This window comes from Streptomyces sp. NPDC054047, assembly GCF_055585065.1.
In genome coordinates, this window is record NZ_JBVJKV010000001.1 from 239,998 (window position 1) to 255,384 (window position 15,387).

General features: G+C 72.1%; 11 protein-coding genes. 4 read left to right on the forward strand and 7 right to left on the reverse strand.

All coding sequences use genetic code 11. The features are described from left to right. Positions 1–280: 280 nt before the first annotated feature. The gene (locus ACZ6ZP_RS01170; RefSeq protein WP_469405768.1) at positions 281–3,457 is read right to left on the reverse strand and encodes a DEAD/DEAH box helicase; all 3,177 of its coding nucleotides are present in this window, start codon (positions 3,455–3,457) and stop codon (positions 281–283) included. 264 nt (positions 3,458–3,721) lie between these two features. Here ACZ6ZP_RS01170 and ACZ6ZP_RS01175 point away from each other — a divergent pair, with 264 nt between their 5' ends. The 4 genes from ACZ6ZP_RS01175 (at position 3,722) to ACZ6ZP_RS01190 (ending at position 7,675) form a co-directional block, all read left to right on the forward strand. After that, complete coding sequence (locus tag ACZ6ZP_RS01175; protein ID WP_351162160.1) at positions 3,722–4,696, forward strand: metallophosphoesterase family protein; 975 nt, start codon at positions 3,722–3,724, stop codon at positions 4,694–4,696. Between the two features lie 9 nt (positions 4,697–4,705). Further along, positions 4,706–6,055, forward strand: coding sequence for an MFS transporter (locus ACZ6ZP_RS01180; protein ID WP_469405138.1), 1,350 nt, complete (start codon positions 4,706–4,708; stop codon positions 6,053–6,055). After that, entirely contained in the window at positions 6,052–7,197 is a 1,146-nt protein-coding gene (locus ACZ6ZP_RS01185) for a TolB family protein (protein ID WP_469405140.1), read from the forward strand. The genes ACZ6ZP_RS01180 and ACZ6ZP_RS01185 overlap by 4 nt, the downstream gene beginning before the upstream one ends. 70 nt (positions 7,198–7,267) lie before the next feature. Further along, positions 7,268–7,675, forward strand: a complete 408-nt coding sequence (locus ACZ6ZP_RS01190; RefSeq protein ID WP_351162166.1) for a RidA family protein — start codon at positions 7,268–7,270, stop codon at positions 7,673–7,675. Between the two features lie 27 nt (positions 7,676–7,702). Here ACZ6ZP_RS01190 and ACZ6ZP_RS01195 read toward each other — a convergent pair whose 3' ends face one another. The 6 genes from ACZ6ZP_RS01195 to ACZ6ZP_RS01220 form a co-directional block, all read right to left on the reverse strand. Further along, positions 7,703–8,686, reverse strand: coding sequence for a LacI family DNA-binding transcriptional regulator (locus tag ACZ6ZP_RS01195; RefSeq protein ID WP_469405142.1), 984 nt, complete (start codon positions 8,684–8,686; stop codon positions 7,703–7,705). A gap of 211 nt (positions 8,687–8,897) precedes the next feature. Next, positions 8,898–9,950, reverse strand: a complete 1,053-nt coding sequence (locus tag ACZ6ZP_RS01200; protein ID WP_469405143.1) for a glycoside hydrolase family 6 protein — start codon at positions 9,948–9,950, stop codon at positions 8,898–8,900. 117 nt (positions 9,951–10,067) lie between these two features. Then, positions 10,068–11,057 carry a prolyl aminopeptidase gene (gene pip, locus ACZ6ZP_RS01205; protein ID WP_469405144.1) on the reverse strand — a complete coding sequence of 330 codons (990 nt, stop codon included), beginning with the start codon at positions 11,055–11,057 and terminating at the stop codon, positions 10,068–10,070. Positions 11,058–11,133: 76 nt separating this feature from the next. Continuing rightward, positions 11,134–12,330, reverse strand: coding sequence for an MFS transporter (locus tag ACZ6ZP_RS01210; protein WP_351162172.1), 1,197 nt, complete (start codon positions 12,328–12,330; stop codon positions 11,134–11,136). Then, complete coding sequence (locus ACZ6ZP_RS01215) at positions 12,327–13,853, reverse strand: YfcC family protein (protein ID WP_469405147.1); 1,527 nt, start codon at positions 13,851–13,853, stop codon at positions 12,327–12,329. The genes ACZ6ZP_RS01210 and ACZ6ZP_RS01215 overlap by 4 nt, the downstream gene beginning before the upstream one ends. Then, positions 13,850–15,247, reverse strand: coding sequence for a M20/M25/M40 family metallo-hydrolase (locus ACZ6ZP_RS01220; protein ID WP_469405149.1), 1,398 nt, complete (start codon positions 15,245–15,247; stop codon positions 13,850–13,852). Before ACZ6ZP_RS01220 ends, ACZ6ZP_RS01215 begins: the two co-directional genes overlap by 4 nt. Between the last annotated feature and the right edge of the window lie 140 nt (positions 15,248–15,387).

Below are 15,387 nucleotides of genomic sequence, written 5' to 3' on the forward strand. Positions count from 1 at the left end.
CCACCCATCCCGGCACGGTCGCCACGACTACCACCGCCACTCACCCCGGCACGGACAGAACCGCTACCGCCACCCATCCCGGCACGGTCGCCACGACTACCACCGCCACTCACCCCAGCACGGACAGAACCGCTACCGCCACCCATCCCGGCACGGTCGCCACGGCTGCTACCGCCCGTCCCGGCACGGTCAGCACGACTGCCGCCACCGGCCTCGGTCCCGCCGGCACGGCCGCCACCGGCCTCGGTCCCGTCGGCACGGCCGTCACCACCCCCGCCCCTCACGACACCCTCCGCAACGACACCAGATCCGCCAGCTCCGCATCAGACAGTTCCGTCAGTGCTGCCTCGCCGCCGCCCAGGACCGCGTCCGCCAGTGCCTGTTTCGCCGACAGGAGTTCGGCGATGCGGTCCTCCACCGTGCCCTCCGCGATCAGGCGGTGGACCTGGACCGGCTGGGTCTGGCCGATGCGGTAGGCGCGGTCCGTTGCCTGTTCCTCGACCGCCGGGTTCCACCAGCGGTCGTAGTGGATGACGTGGCCCGCCCGGGTGAGGTTCAGGCCCGTGCCCGCCGCCTTCAGGGAGAGGAGGAACACCGGGGCCTCGCCCGACTGGAAGCGGTCCACCATCTCCTCCCTTCGCGGCACCGGCGTACCCCCGTGCAGGAGCTGCGTGCCGATGCCCCGCCCCGCCAGGTGGGATTCGAGCAGGCGCGCCATCTCCACGTACTGCGTGAAGATCAGGACCGCGCCGTCCTCCGCCAGGATCGTGTCCAGGAGTTCGTCGAGCAGCTCCAGTTTCCCCGAGCGGGAGCGGCCCCCGCGCGTCGTGATCTCGCCGTCCTTCAAGTACTGCGCCGGGTGGTTGCAGATCTGCTTCAGCGCCATCAGGAGCTTCATGACCAGGCCCCTGCGCGCGATGCCCTCGGAGGCCTCGATGCGGGCGAGCGTCTCGCGTACGACCGCTTCGTAGAGCGACGCCTGTTCGCGGGTGAGCGTCACCGGGTGGTCCGTCTCCGTCTTCGGAGGCAGCTCCGGGGCGATCCCGGGGTCCGACTTCTTGCGGCGCAGGAGGAAGGGGCGGACCAGGCGCGCCAGACGCGCCATCGCCTCCTCGTCCTCGCCGCCCTCCACCAGGCGGGCGTGGCGCGCGCGGAACGACTTGAGCGGGCCGAGCAGACCCGGCGTCGTCCAGTCCAGCAGGGCCCAGAGCTCGGAGAGGTTGTTCTCGACCGGGGTTCCGGTGAGGGCGACTCGCGCCTGCGAGGGGATCGTGCGCAGCGCCTTCGCCGTCGCCGCGTGCGGGTTCTTGACGTGCTGCGCCTCGTCCGCGACCACCAACCCCCAGGCGCGGGCAGCCAGTTCGGACGCGCTCGTACGCATCGTGCCGTACGTCGTCAGGACGAAGCCGCCCGCCAGGTCGCCGTCGAGACTGCGGCCCGTGCCGTGGAAGCGGCGCACCGGCACGCCGGGCGCGAAGCGCTCGATCTCCCGCTGCCAGTTGCCGAGCAGCGACGCGGGGCAGACCACCAGCGTCGGTTCCGTGCGGGCCCGGTGCAGGTGGAGGGCGATCAGGGTGACCGTCTTGCCCAGGCCCATGTCGTCGGCAAGGCAGCCGCCGAGGCCGAGCGACGTCATCCGGTCCAGCCAGGCAAGGCCCCGCAGCTGGTAGTCGCGGAGGGTGGCGGCGAGCGCGGGCGGCGGGACGACGGGGTGCAGGTCGTCGGTCAGGCGTCCCCGCAACCGGGCCAGGGCGCCGATCGGGACCACCTCGACCCGCTCGCCCTCCACCTCCGCCGCCCCCGTCAGCGCGACGGACAGCGCGTCCACCGGGTCCAGGAGGCCCAGATCCCGCTTACGTGCCTTGCGTACGAGTTCGGGGTCGACCAGGACCCATTGGTCACGGAGGCGTACGACCGGGCGGTGCGCCTCCGCCAGGATGTCCATCTCCGCCTCGGTAAGAGGCCCCCCGTCGCCGTCCCCATCACCGTCGGCGGGACACAGCGCCAACTGCCATCGGAATTCCAGCAGTTGCTCGGTCTTGAAGAAGTCGAAGTTGTCGGCCGCCGTGCCGGGCGCGGGACGCACGACCGCGGTGGCCGTCAGGCCGCGCGTCAGCTCGCGCGGCCAGTGCACGGCCACGCCCGCCGCGCCGAGCCTGGTGGCCGCCGTGCCGAGGAGTTCGTACAACTCCGCCTCGCTCAGCGGCAGTACGTCGGGACGCGGGCGTTCCAGAAGGCGGGTCAGCGGCGGCCACACGCGGGCCGCGCGCCGCACCGCGAGCAGCGTGTCGACGCGGGCGCGCGGCCCGAAGTGGTCAGCTCCCGACCAGAGTTGGGACGCGTCCGCGACGAGGGTGGGGTCGGCGAGGCTGTGCACCTGCACCACGGCCGCCGCCGGGCTCGCCATGCTCTCGCGGGGCCCGCCCGCCTGGCCGCCGGACGCGCCGCCGTCGGACACGTATCCGGATACACCTCCGGATGCGGCATCGCCGGGCGTGTCGTCCGTCGCTCCGTCGAACACCTCATCCGCCTGGAGGTCGAACACCTCATGCGCCTGGAGATCGAGCCGCAGTGACACCCGCACCCCGGCGTCCATCCCGGCCGCCACCTCCGCGGCCCACTCCCGCGCGCCCGGCAGCCGCTGCGGCTCCCGCGCGGCGAAGGGTGCGCCGACCGCGTGCGCCGCGGCGGGCGTACGCGGCAGGGTGTCGACCACCGCGTCGACGAAGGCCCTGACCAGGGCGAACGGCTCGGGGAGCAGGAGGGGCTTGCTGCCGGGCAGGGGTACGGCGTGCGCCTCCGCCGGCAGCGCGGCCGCGATCGCCCGCAGCTGCGTGACGTCGGCGGCGTCCAGTGGCCCGGCCCGCCACGCGTCCAGGTCGTCGCCCGTCAGACCGGGCAGCAGCCTGCCCCGCGCGGCCAGGTGCAGGGCGTGCCGAGCGGCGGCGGCCCAGCAGGCGACAGCGGGGTGCGCGGGCCCGGCGCGCAGCAGGAGCGCGGCGGCTTCGGCCACCGGCAGGATCAGCGCGGGGACGGTACGCGTGCGGACGCCCTTGCCGTGGGGGCGTACGACGGCGATCTCGCCCTCGGCGGCCCCGGACAGCCGGCCCTCGCCCTCGGCGGCCCCTGGCAGCCCGCCCTCGCCCCCGCCGGACGACTCGGATGGCTCGGATGGCTCGGACGGTGCGGGCGATGCGGGCGACGCGGGCGAATCGGAAGACTCGGCCACCCCAGCCAGCCTGGCCGCACCCCCGGAAAGCCCGGCAGGCAGCTTCCCCTCCGGCGCCCAGAACGCGAGCCGCCCCTCCCTCGGCACCTCGGCCGGGAGGAACACGGCGGCGCAGGAACGCATGAGCTCCCCGAGCCTCCCGGCGGCAGACGGCATCTGCCCACCGGTCACCCCCTGCCCGCCATCCGGCATCTGCCCGCCGGCCGATCCCTGCCCGCCACGACGCATCCGCCCGGCCGAAGGCATGCCGGTGGCGGCATTCGTGGCCGCGGCAACCCCCGCCATCACGTTCACCACCTCGCTCACCCTCAGTCACCCGCACATCATTCCCGCACGCCACCCTAGGCCAGCCGTCCCGAGGCGAGTGGTGGTAGGAAACTTTCCTAACAATTATCGGGCGAAGTCATTGACGCGCACATGACGCCTCGACAAGATGCCTGCGAATGGCCTACGCACCGCTCACGGCCCCCCACGCCGATCTAGGAGACGGACATGCCGCCCACCCCCCGCGCCATGAACTCCCGCACCGACAAAGCCCGTTGGAACAAGACCCGTTGGGCCGTCCCGCTGGCGGCGGGCGCCTCGCTCGCCCTCGTCGGCGGGGTCCTCCTCTGGTCCCCCGCCGGCGAGGCCGACGCCGCGCCGAGCGGCAAGGACAACGCGCGGGCCGCCTTCACCGCGGTGGCCGCCGGAGACATCGCCGAACAGTGCACCTCGGACGACAGCGGCTGCGCGCACCCGAAGACCGCCGCGCTCGTCGAGAAGCTCAACCCGTCCTTCGTCCTGACGATGGGTGACAACCAGTACGACGACGCCCGGCTTCAGGACTTCGAGGACTACTACGACACCAGCTGGGGCGCGTTCAAGGACAAGACGCGCCCGGTGCCGGGCAACCACGAGACGTACGACCCGGACGGCGCCCTGGAGGGCTACAAGTCCTACTTCGGGGACATCGCCTACCCCAAGGGCAAGAGCTACTACAGCTACGACAAGGACAACTGGCACTTCATCGCCCTGGACTCCAACAGCTTCGACGACAGGGCGCAGATCAACTGGCTCAAGGCCGACCTCGCCGCCAACTCCAAGAAGTGCGTGGCCGCCTACTGGCACCACCCGCTCTTCTCCTCGGGCGAGCACGGCAACGACCCGGTCAGCAGGCCGATCTGGAAGCTCCTGTACGCCAACAAGGCCGAGCTGGTGATGAACGGCCACGACCACCACTACGAGCGGTTCGCGCCGCAGAACCCGGACGGAAAGGCCGACGCCAACGGCATCGTCGAACTGCTCGGCGGCATGGGCGGCGCCAACCCGTACAAGATCGAGGAGGTCCAGCCCAACAGCAAGAAGCGGATCACCAAGACCTACGGCGTGGTGAAGCTCAACTTCACCGACACCGGCTTCTCCTGGAACCTCGTCGGCACGGACGGCTCGACGAAGGACAGCAGCCCGTCCTACAACTGCCGCTGAGCCGCCGAGATGTATCTGGCATCGACGGACGCGGTCGCCAAGGCCAAGACCAAGGCCGGAGCCGAGGCCGAAGCCGGAGCCGAGGCCGGAGCCGAGGCTGGAGCCGAGGCCGAGAGCACCGAGCCCAAGCCCAAGCAGCGCGCCAAGACCAGGCGCGGCCGCGTCGCCGGTCCCGTCATCGCCCTCGGCGCGGTCAGCCTGGTCACCGACATCTCCTCGGAGATGGTCACGGCGGTCCTTCCGCTCTACTTCGTGCTCCAACTCGGGCTCTCGCCACTCCAGTTCGGTTTCCTCGACGGTCTCTACAACGGCGTCACGGCCTTCGTGCGACTCCTCGGCGGGTACGCCGCCGACCGCGGCGGGCGGCACAAGCTCGTCGCGGGCAGCGGTTACGCCCTCTCCGCGCTCTCCCGGCTCGGTCTGCTCCTCGCGGGCGGCGCCACGGCCGGGATCGGCGCGGCGCTCGCCGCCGACCGCATCGGCAAGGGCGTGCGGACCGCGCCGCGCGACGCGCTGATCTCGCTCAGCAGCCCGCCGGACGCCCTGGGCAGGGCGTTCGGCGTGCACCGCGCGATGGACACGACGGGCGCGCTGCTCGGGCCGCTCGCCGCGTTCGCGCTGCTCTGGGCGACGGCGGACGCGTACGACGCCGTGTTCGTGGTCAGCTTCTGCTTCGGGCTGCTCGGCGTGCTGATGCTGGTGGCGTTCGTGCCGGGGCGGGGTGACGCGCCGCCGACCCGGGCGTCGCACACGGGGACGGCATCGCACCGTGGCAAGGTGGCCGACCTCCTCCGCCTGCCCGACTTCCGGCGCATCCTCGGCGCCGCGTCCCTCCTCGGCGCCGCCACCATCGGCGACGCCTTCCTCTACCTGCTCCTCCAGCGGCGGCTCGACTTCGCGGTCAGCTGGTTCCCGCTGCTGCCGCTGGGCGCCGCCGCGGTCTATCTGCTGCTCGCGGTGCCCGCCGGGCGTCTCGCCGACCGCACGGGCCGCCGCGTCCCGTTCCTGGCCGGACATGTCGCGCTGCTCGGCGGATACGTCCTGCTGCTCTCCCCCGCCGACGGCTGGGCCCTGCTCATCGGCGTACTCCTGCTCCTCGGCATCTTCTACGCGGCCACCGACGGCGTCCTGATGGCGCTCGCCACGCCGGTGCTTCCGCAGGGGCGCCGGGCCAGCGGCATGGCGGTCCTGCAGACGGGCCAGGCGCTGGCCCGCCTCGTCGCGGCCGCCGGGTTCGGCGCGGCCTGGACGCTGTGGGGCATCGGCCCGGCGCTGACCTGCGCGGCACTCGCACTGACGGCGGCACTGGCGGGGGCCACGGCGCTCCTCCCTCGCCGGGAAAGGCAGACACAGTCATGAAGCCCCCCACCTCCTCCGAACCGAATCCGGAACCGAATCCGGAACCGAAACCGGAACCGGAGCCCGAACCCCAACCCGACACCGACCTCAGCCCCATCCCCAGCCCCAGCCCCGACCCTGAAGCCGGCCCCGGCGCCACTCTCACCCCCAACTCCCTCCGCACCCGCATCATCGCCGTCGCCGCGGCTGCCGCCCTCCTCGCGACCGTGGCCGTCGCCTACACCCTGCGCGCGGCCGAGCGCGCCGAACCGACCGCCGCCACCTCGGAGTTCGCACTCGACTCCGGCCACCTCTACTTCCGCAGCACGGAAGCGGGCGCGGGCCGCGTGGCCCGTATCAGCACCCCGTCCGGCGCGGGCCCCCAGGAACCCCGTGGCCCGCGCGGCCCCTCCTGCGAGCGGTTCTACGCCGCCGCGGGCACGGCGCTCTGCCTCCAGCGCCGCTCCGGCATCCCGCCCAAGTCGTACGCCCTCGTCCTGGACCGGCAGTTGCGCGAGAAGCGCCGCATCGCGCTGACCGGCATCCCCAACCGGGCCCGGGTCTCGGCGTCGGGCCGGATGCTGTCCTGGACGATGTTCGCGACGGGGGACTCGTACGCGGGGTCGTCCTTCTCCACCCGTACCTCGATCCTGGACACCCGCACGGGCTACTTGATCAAGAACATGGAGGAGATCCCCCTCACCCTCGACGGCCGTCGCTACCACTCCCCCGACGTCAACTACTGGGGCGTCACCTTCGCCGAGGACGACAACCGCTTCTACGCGACCGTCTCGACGAAGGGCAAGACCTACCTGGTCCAGGGCGACATGAAGAAGTGGGCGGCCCGCACCCTGCGCACGAACGTGGAGTGCCCCTCGCTCTCCCCCGACAACACGCGCATCGCCTTCAAGAAGCGCGTACGCAAGGGCACTTCGGACCCCTGGCGCCTCTACGTCCTCGACCTCCGCACGATGCGCGAACACTCCCTCGCCGAGACCCGCAACGTCGACGACCAGGCCGCATGGCTGGACGACGACACCCTGGCGTACGCCCTGCCGGGTGCGGAAGGCAGAAAGCAGGACATCTGGACGGCACGGGCCGACGGCGAAGGCGCCCCGAACTTGCTGGTGAGGGGCGGGACTTCACCGGCGGAGGTGCGCTGACACGCGTGCGGCCGGCGCTCGCGCGGAATTCGGATGCGCACGGCGGCCCGACTCCCGCAGGATCGGACCCATGACCACCACTCGCCGCACCGTCGTGCCCACCCTCTTCCCGCCGCCCGGATACGCTCACGCCGCCGTCGTCGAGACCGGCACCAGGATCGCCTTCATGGCGGGCTCGGTGCCGCTCGACCCCGGGGGGAATCTCGTCGGGGAGGGTGACGTCGCGCGCCAGACCGAGCAGGTCGTCGCCAATCTCGACGAGGCCCTGCGCGCGATCGGCAGCGACCTGACACAGGTGGTGGCCAGCACGGTGTACGTCGTGAGCGACGAGCCCGGCCCGCTGACCGAGGCGTGGGAGGTCGTCCGCGCCTCCGACCTGCTCGCGAAGGGCCCGCACACCTCGACGCTGCTCGGCACGACGTGCCTCGGCTACCCGGGCCAGCTGGTGGAGATCACCGCCACGGCCGTGGTCCCGTAGCACCCGGGGAAGGGGCAGGAGAAGGAATTACCCCTTCCTGGGCGCCCCAGTAGACCCCCGCACCACCAGCTTCGGATCGAGCACCGCCTCCCGGGGTTCCAGGCCCTTCCCCTCGAGCCGCTCCACCACGAACCGCACCGCGTGCTCCGCCAGGAGCGCCGCGTCCTGGCGGACCGTGGTGAGGCCGACCGGCATCAGGTGCGAGAGGTGGCTGTCGTCGTAGCCGACGACGGAGACCTGGCCGGGGATGTCCACGCCGGCCCGCGTGAACGCCATCAACAGGCCGAGCGCGCAACGGTCGTTGCTCGCCAGGACCGCGGTCGGCAGGCTCTCCTCGGCGAGCAGCAGGCGGGCCGCCTCGACGCCCGCCTCCTCCGTGTGACGTCCGGCCACCACCCGGCTCTCCGCCGTCAGGCCGTGGCGCCGCATCGCCGCGCGGTACGCCTTGCGGCGGTCCGCCGAACCCGCGTCACGGCCGCCGTCGACGTGCACGATGCGCCGGTGGCCCAGCTCCACCAGGTGGTCCATGGCCTGGCGCACCCCCTTCGCCTCGGCCGTGTGGACGTTGTCGAGCCGCGCGTCGGGGACCCTGCGGCCCACCGAGACCGCGACCGTGCGCCGCCCCACCTCGTCGAGCTCCGCGGGCTCCCCGCCGGGGCCGAGCAGGATCAGCGCCTCGCAGCGGTGGCTGAGCAGGGCCTCGATCGCCTTGCGTTCGCTGCGGCCCGGTGCGTTCGCCGACAGCAGGACGTCGTAGCCGAGCTTCTCCGCCTCCGGGTAGACCGCTTCGACCAGGTCCGCGTCGAAGGGCTGGTGGACCGTCAGCAGGACGCCGAGGGTGCGGCTGTGGCCGCGGGCCAGCAGCCGGGCCGCGTTGTCGGGGCGGTAGCCCAGCTCCTCGGCGACGCGGCGCACCCGGGCGCGGGTCTCCTGGCTCGCCCCGGGCTGGTCCCGGAAGACGATCGAGACCAGCGCGCGCGACACCCCCGCCTTGGCGGCGACATCCGCCATCGTGGGGCGCCGATTGCCCGATACATCCGCCTGTGAACCCATCCGCGTCGCCGTTCCCCGTCTCACAACCTATTGACATGTCATTTGAGCAAGGATCATCCTACTGCCACTAGAGCGCACTACTAGAGCGCGCCAGTCGCCGGGGGCTGAGGCCCGGGCGCCTCACGCCTTCAGCCCTGCGCCTTGGCCCCGCGCCTTCAGCCCCGTACCTTCAGCCCCGCGCCCTGCTCGCGAGCCCGAGCGCGTACTGCGGCCACCACTGCCCCGCCCTCGGCCCGCCCCGGCAGGTTCCGTCGGACTCGCCGGGCCGCTTGATCCACAGGTAGGCGTCGAGGGCGGGGTCGCCGGTGGCGGTGGTGGGCGGGATGCCGAGGGCCCGCCCCGGCGGGTTGCACCAGGCCTCGTCGCCGCCTCCGGTGTAGGGGCCGTTGCCGTTGCGGCTGCTGTCGACGACGAAGTGCTTGGCGCCGCCCAGTGCTGCGGCGATGCGGTGCCCGTACTCCGAACTGGCCGCATTGGTCTGGTAGTTGGACACGTTGACGGCGAAGCCGTCGGCCCCGGCGATCCCGGCCTGCCGCAGCGGGGCCACCAGCCGGCTCTCGTCGGGGATCCAGCCTGAGTTGCCCGCGTCGAGGTAGACCTTGGCGTGCGGACGGGCCTTGAGCCGCTCGACGGCGTAGGCGAGAAGGCCGTACCGCTCGCGGGCGTCGGCCTTCGCGCAGCCCGCGATCTTCTGCGCGACGGCGTCCGGTTCGACGATGACGTACGCGGCGCGCTCCCCGATGCTCGCGGCGAACTCGTCGATCCACCGCCGGTACTCCGCCGCGGTCGCCGCCCCGCCTCCGGAGTAGTCACCGCAGTCGCGGTGCGGGATGAAGTAGGCGACGAGCACCGGGGTTCTCCGCGCCGCGGCCGCCGCCTCCGTGGCCGCGCGGACCGTGGACCCCGGCCCCGGGCTGTGCAGCCACACGGCCTGGGGGCGGCCCGCGATGCGCTCGATGAGCCGGGCGTCGGCGGTGCGGCCCTGGCTGCGCCACGCGATGGCCTGGCGGGCGGCGTTACTGTTCGGGTCGACCCAGAAGGCGGTCTCGGGGGCGGCCCCGGTCGCGGTGGCCGCTCGGGGGTCGGGCCCTGCCGCCCGCGCGCCGCCGGACGCCGCCGCGCTCAGGAGCAGCGCGGCGGCGAGGAACCGGGCAAGGCGGGGGCGAGCACCACGGGTACGGGTGCGGGAACGTTCAAGTGATCGGAAGGGCGGCTGCGACACCGGGCACCTCCAGCTGCTCGGCACCGGATGGCCCCGGCGCGTTCCCCGGAGTCTGCGGTCGCCCGGCCCCCGCGAAGCCCCGTACACCGCCGTACCGGTGACAGTTCACCCGAAGAATCACTCCGACGGCGGCGCCCAAGTACGCGCGTTCGGGAGGGATTTGGCATACCGGTCCGTCGCCGCCACCAGCTCGTCCGCGATCCCCCGCGCCCCCGCGTTGTGCCCGGTGTCCCCGACCAGGATCAACTCAGCGTCCGGCCAGGCCCGCTGAAGCCGCCAAGGAATCCCCACCAGATTCCCGAAGTCGAGAACCCCCTGCACCACCGTCCCCGGAATCCCGGCCAGCGCCCCCGCGTCCCGGAGAACGACCTCGTCCCCGCCCAGCCAGTGGTCATGGGCGAAGTAGTGCGTGACGGTCCGGGCGAACCCCGCCCGGAACTCCTCGTCCTCGTACCGGGGAACGGACCGGGGCGCCTGCGACGCGAACGCGGTCTCCCAGTCGGTCCACGCCCTCGCGGCCGCGGCCCGCACCCCCGCGTCGGGAGACTCCAGCAACCGGTTGTACGCGGCGGCCAGATCACCGTCCCGCTCCCCCTCGGGAACCCCGTCCCGGAACGCCTCCCACGCCTCCGGGAAGATCCGGCCGACGCCCCGGGTCAGCAGCTCCACCTCGGCGCGGCTCCCCGTGGCCAGCCCCGTGAGCACCAGCTCCGACACCCGCTCGGGATGCTTCTGCGCGTACCGGAGTCCCAGGACCGACCCCCAGGACGCGCCCCACACCAGCCACCGCTCGATCCCCAGATGCCGCCGCAACAGCTCCAGATCGGCCAGCAGGTGCCCGGTCGTGTTGACGCTCATGTCGGTACGGGGATCACTCGCGGGCGGCGTCGACCGCCCGCACCCGCGCTGGTCCAGGAGCACCACCCGGTACGCGTCGGGGTCGAAGTACCGCCGGAAGAACGGCGTGCACCCCGACCCCGGCCCCCCGTGCAGCACCACCGCCGGCTTCCCCAGCGGATTGCCGCAGACCTCCCAGTACACGCGGTTTCCGTCGCCGACTTCGAGCATGCCGTGGTCGTACGGCTCGATCTCCGGATAAAGGCCCATCGGCCGAAGATAACCCGCGCCCCGCACACCCCACCGGCGGCATCGACCGCCGACATCGACCGCCGACACCGACCGCCTATCCGGCCCGCAGCCCCCGCATCCGCCCGTACGCGTACACGCACCCGGCGAGCGCCAGGTCCGAGAGCAGCATGAAGCCGATCGAGTACGAGTCCTTGGCGCTGTAGATCGCCCCCATGACCAGCGGCGGGACGAAACCTCCCAGGCCTCCCATCGCCCCGACGATGCCCGTCACGGACCCGACCTGCGCCTGTGGCGTCACCTGCGAGACGAGCGCGAAGACGCTGCCGCTCGCCGTGCCGAGGCCCGCCGCCATCACCAGGAAGCAGATCGTGCCGCCCGGATTCAGCGACGGCTCGAAGGCCTGCGCGATGGCGAAGACCGCGACGACGCACAGCGCGACCGAGGTGACCGTCGCCGGGTGGATCCGGTCGGAGAGCCAGCCGCCGATGGGCCGGAAGATGACCGTGACCAGCGCGAACCCGGCGGCCTTGGTGCCCGCGTCGGTTGGCGAGAGGTCGTACCAGGTCTTCAGGTACGTGGGCAGATAGACGCCGAACGCGACGATGCCGCCGAACCCGATCGCGTACAGCGCGGACAGCTCCCACGTCACCCGCAGCCGCCCGGCCTCCCCGAGCCGGGTCGTCAGCGGGCTCGTCGGCACCGGGCGGTCGGGCCGGTCGGTGATGAGCAGCGCCGCGAGCACGGCGAAGGCCGCCAGGCCTACCGCCACGACCAGGAACGGCAGGTTGTCGCCGTGCTTGGCGATCCGCGGCGTGAAGTACCCGGAGAGCGCCACGCCTCCCATGCCCATCCCGAAGACGCCGAGCGCGAAGCCCCGGTGGGCGGGCGGGAACCAGGAGTTGACCAGCGGGATGCCGATCGCGAACGTCGTGCCGCCCAGGCCGAGCAGGAAGCCGACCGCGAGCATCGCGACGTAGTTGTCCTTGGCCGGGATGATCAGCAGCACCGGCACGATCGTGAGCGCCGAGACCAGCGGGAACATCAGCCTCGCGCCGTAGCGGTCGGTGAGCGCGCCGACCGGGACGCGGCCGAGCGAGCCGACGATGACCGGCACGGCGACCAGCAGGGACTGCGAGAACGACGAGAGCCCGAGCCGGTCCCCGAAGTCGCTGCCGAGCGGCGCGATCAGGTCCCACGCCCAGAAGGTGAGCGTGAACCCGACCGTGGCGACCGCGAGGTTGCGATAGGCGGCGGCCGATGGCCGAACGGTTTCGTTGGGGGTATGCGTCATGTCATCACCGCTCCGAGCGCCACGAACACGCAGATCAGTACGAACAAGATGGCGAGCAACGGCCAGACGAAGCGCAGGTACTTGTCGTAGCCGACTTTGGCGAGTGCGACGCCGCCGATGGTGACGGCCGTCGTCGGCACCCAGAGGTTCATCCAGCCGCTGGCCGCCTGCCAGGCCGTGACGACGACCGAGCGCGAGACGTCGGCGAAGTCGGCGAGCGGGGCGAGGATCGGCATGGCGAGGGTCGCGTGGCCGGAGGTGGAGGGGATCAGGAAGGCCAGCGGCAGGTTCACGACGAAGACGATGATCGCGAAGAGGCCGGAGGACGTGCCCTTCACCACGCCCTCGATGGAGTGCAGGACGGTGTCCGTGACCTTCGCGTTGTTCATGATCACCGTGACGCCGCGCGCGAGCACGATCACCAGCGCGGGCGAGATGAAGTCGGCCGCACCCTGGATGATCGTCGAGCTGAGCTTCTGCTCGCCCATCCGTGCCACGCATCCCACGAGCACGGCCGCGCAGAAGAAGAGCGCCGCCAACTGCGGGAAGGACCAGCCGAGTTCGAATCCGTACGGCTTGGCGTCCGCGTCGCCCGTGAGCGCGCTCGCCCAGGGCACCACCGAGAAGATCATGAAGGCGAAGACCAGGCCGACCAGGACGAGGACGGCCTTGTGCAGGCGCGTCAGCTCCGGCACCTCGCCCGCGTCGTCGGCGGTCTGCTCACGGTCTCCGGGCAGGAAGCCGCTGAGGGAGCGCTCCGGGTTCTTCTGTACGCGCTTCGCGTAGCGGATGACGTAGGCGATGGTGACCGCGGTCAGGACGACCCACATCACGAACCGCAGCACGATGCCGTCGCCGAGCGAGATGTCCGCGGCGGACGAGGCGACTCCGGTCGCGAACGGGTTGACCGTCGAGCAGAGCACGCCGATCCCGGCCCCCAGGATGATCGCGCCGACCGCGACCATCCGGTCGTAGCCGAGGGCGAGCATCAGGGGCACGATCAGGCCGTAGAAGCCGAGCGTCTCCTCCGCGAACCCCTCGACCGTGCCGAGGACGGAGAAGACGAGCATCACGCCCGCGATCAGCATCGCGCCGCGGTCACGCAGCCGGTGCGCGAGACGGCCGATGCCGCGGTCGAGGGCGCCGGTGGCGAAGACGACGGTGATGAACGCGCCGATGGCGAGCACGAACAGGAACACGCCCGCGCTGCCGTAGAGCTCACCGGCCAGGTCGGGCCCGACGACGCCCGACTTCTCGTCCTGGATGCCGTACAGGCCGTTGACCGGGGCGAGGAAAAGGTCGTTGAGCCGGTCGACGAAGCTCTGGTCCGAGTCGACGCGGTGGTAGCTGCCCTCGACCGGGGCGCCCTTGCCGTCACGGTCGTAGGCGCCGGAAGGAATGAGGAAGGCGAGCAGCCAGACGGCCACGGTGACGATCGCGAGGATGGTCAGAGCGCTGGGGAAGGTGAACTTCCGTTTGTGCTGCGGCTCTTCGGTGCCGGGATCGGTCGCTGTGGTGCTCATGCTCGGCTCTCCCCGGCGGCACCGGAGCCGGTTCCGGGGCCTGAGCCTGAGCCTGAGCCGTTGAAGTCGGCCGCGTACTCACGCACGAAGGCGGCCATGGCGACGACCGTGTTGCGCAGCTCGGAGAAGAGGACACGCTCGTTCGGGGCGTGCAGATTGCACATGCTGTCCTGGGCGCCGAAGAGCAGCACCTCGGCGCCGGGTGCCGCCTGCGCGAGGCCGTTGACCAGAGGGATGGAGCCGCCGGTCGCCACGTACGAGGCGTCCTCGCCCCAGGCCTCCTTGAGGGCGGCGCGCGCGGCGCGGTAGGCGGGGCCGCCGGTGGCCGCCTCGTAGCCGGGGCCGGTGTCGCCCGGCGTGACGGTGAGGTGGACGCCGAAGGGAGTGAGCGAACGCAGGTGGTCGACCAGCTTGCCCTGCGCCTCCCTCGCGTCCTGACGGGGATGGAAGCGGAGGTTCAACTTGGCGCGCGCGTACGGCACGACGGCCGACGCGGCGTGCTCGACACTGGGTGCGTCCAGACCGATCACCGTGATCGCGGGGCCGCTCCAGAGCCGCTCGCCCAGGCTGCCGCTGCCGATGAGCGGCACCCCGTCGCGCACACCGGCGAGCGAGCGGAACTCGTCCTCGGTGTAGCTGGTGCCGCTCCAGTCCTCCCGCCGCAGCCCTTCCACGGCCACGTCTCCGTGTACGTCGTGCAGGGTGGCCAGGGCCTTGAGGAGCACGAGCAGCGCGTCGGGTGCCGCACCGCCGAACTCACCGCTGTGGCGCGGCTCGTCCAGGGTGCGCACCTCTACGACCACTTCGGACGCGCCGCGCAGCGCGGTGGTGAGCGTGGGGGTGCCGGGCCGGAGGTTGCCGAGGTCGGCGACGACCATGGCGTCGCAGGCGAACCGCTCCGGGTCGGTGGGCGGATAGTCGTCGAAGGCGCTGCCGTACTCCTCCTGGCCCTCGATGACGATCTTGATCCCGACGGGCGGCCTGCCGCCGTAGGCCCGCAGCATGCCCAGGTGCGCGATGACGTTGGACTTGTCGTCCGCGATGCCCCGGGCGCGCAGCCCGCCCTCGATCGGGGTCGGCTCGAAGGGCGGCGACTTCCACAGGCCCTCGTCGCCGGGCGGCTGGACGTCGTAGTGGCCGTAGAGCAGCACCGTCGGAGCGTCGGGGGTCGGCGGCGGGATCTCTCCGTAGATCACGGGTGAGGTGTCCGGCAGGTCGAGCCGCTCGACAGTCGGCACCCCCGCTCCCCGCAACAGCTCGACCAGCAGGTCGTGCGCCTCCTGCACCGGTGCGGCCGGGAAGCCGGGGAAGGCGATCGAGGGGATCGCGGCGAGCCGTTCGAGGTCGGCGCGCAACGTGTCCATCAGGTCATCGACGGTTGCTTCGAGCTTCATAGGCGGCACCCCTGGGTCTGCATCCGGCTTTGTGGTGATTAGCCCGAATTATCAGACTCCGAGGGGAGCGGTATCCGAACGGCTCGCCGTGCGGCCGGGGATGCCGCACTGCTGCCGCACAGCGCCCGGCCATGAACCAC